Source organism: Rhodococcus sp. IEGM 1351 (genome assembly GCF_030056875.1).
Lineage (GTDB): Bacteria > Actinomycetota > Actinomycetes > Mycobacteriales > Mycobacteriaceae > Rhodococcus_F > Rhodococcus_F opacus.
Genome location: NZ_JASHKU010000117.1, coordinates 1 through 323 on the forward strand (window position 1 = coordinate 1; position 323 = coordinate 323).

The window sequence follows — 323 nt, forward strand, 5'->3', positions numbered from 1 at the left end:
TGAAGACGTCGGCGATGGTCTGTTCGGTGGGGGTGACCGGTGGTCGGAACTGCCGGTTCGACGGTGTTGGTGCGGGGAGTGCTCGCCGGTCGATCTTGCCGTTCACGCTCACTGGCATCCGGTCGAGGGTCACGAACACCGACGGCACCATGAAATCGGGCACGCGGGCACCGACCGTCGCGGCGAGCGTGTCGGGGTCGACGTGGGCGCCCGGGGTCGGCACCACGTAGGCCACCAGTTGCTCGGTGACGGTGCCGTGGTGGACTGCCACTGCGGCGTGGGTGATGTCGGGGTGGGTGGTGAGGGTTGCTTCGATTTCGCCG

General features: G+C 68.1%; 1 protein-coding gene. It reads right to left on the minus strand.

The window, feature by feature from the left end; all coding sequences use genetic code 11:
* A partial coding sequence (locus QM806_RS41025; RefSeq protein ID WP_502943958.1) for an AMP-binding enzyme occupies positions 1–323 on the minus strand: 323 nt, incomplete at both ends.